At 66.2% G+C, this 781-nt stretch carries 1 protein-coding gene; it reads left to right on the plus strand.

Annotation, left to right across the window (positions count from 1 at the left end; translation table 11 throughout):
• On the plus strand, positions 1-781 hold a 781-nt coding region (locus EOA28_RS37430), incomplete at both ends, for a DEAD/DEAH box helicase (RefSeq protein WP_128315922.1).

Consider the following 781-nt stretch of genomic DNA (forward strand, 5'->3'; position numbering starts at 1 on the left):
GTCCGCCGGCGACATCGTCGTCCATGCCGATCACGGTATCGGCCGCTTCATCGGCCTGCGCACCATCGAAGCGGTCGGCGCGCCGCATGACTGTCTCGAAATCCACTATGCCGGCGACGACCGCCTGTTCCTGCCGGTCGAGAACATCGAGCTTCTGTCGCGCTACGGCTCGGATTCGGCCGAGGCGACGCTCGACAAGTTGGGTGGCGGCGCCTGGCAGGCGCGCAAGGCGCGGCTGAAGCGGCGCCTGCTCGACATGGCCGGGCAATTGATCCGCATCGCCGCCGAGCGGCAGATGCGGGCGGCGCCCGCCATGATACCGGCGGACGGGCTTTATGGCGAGTTCGCCGCGCGCTTCCCCTATGAGGAGACCGACGACCAGCAGACGGCGATCGATGCCGTCATGGACGATCTCGGCGCCGGCAAGCCGATGGACCGGCTGGTCTGCGGCGACGTCGGCTTCGGCAAGACGGAAGTGGCGCTGCGCGCCGCCTTCATCGCGGCGATGGAAGGGTTCCAGGTCGCGGTCGTCGTGCCGACGACGCTTTTATCGCGCCAGCATTTCAAGACCTTCTCGCAGCGTTTCTCCGGCCTGCCGATCCGCATCGCCCAGGCCTCGCGCCTGGTCGGCTCCAAGGAACTGGCCGAAACCAAGAAGGGCATTGCCGAGGGCACGATCGACATCGTCGTCGGCACGCATGCGCTGCTCGGCAGCTCGATCTCATTCAAGAATCTCGGACTTCTGATCATCGACGAGGAGCAGCATTTCGGCGTCAAGCAC

Origin of the sequence: Mesorhizobium sp. M2A.F.Ca.ET.067.02.1.1, assembly GCF_004023285.1 — a bacterium.
In the GTDB taxonomy this organism is placed as follows: Bacteria; Pseudomonadota; Alphaproteobacteria; order Rhizobiales; family Rhizobiaceae; genus Mesorhizobium.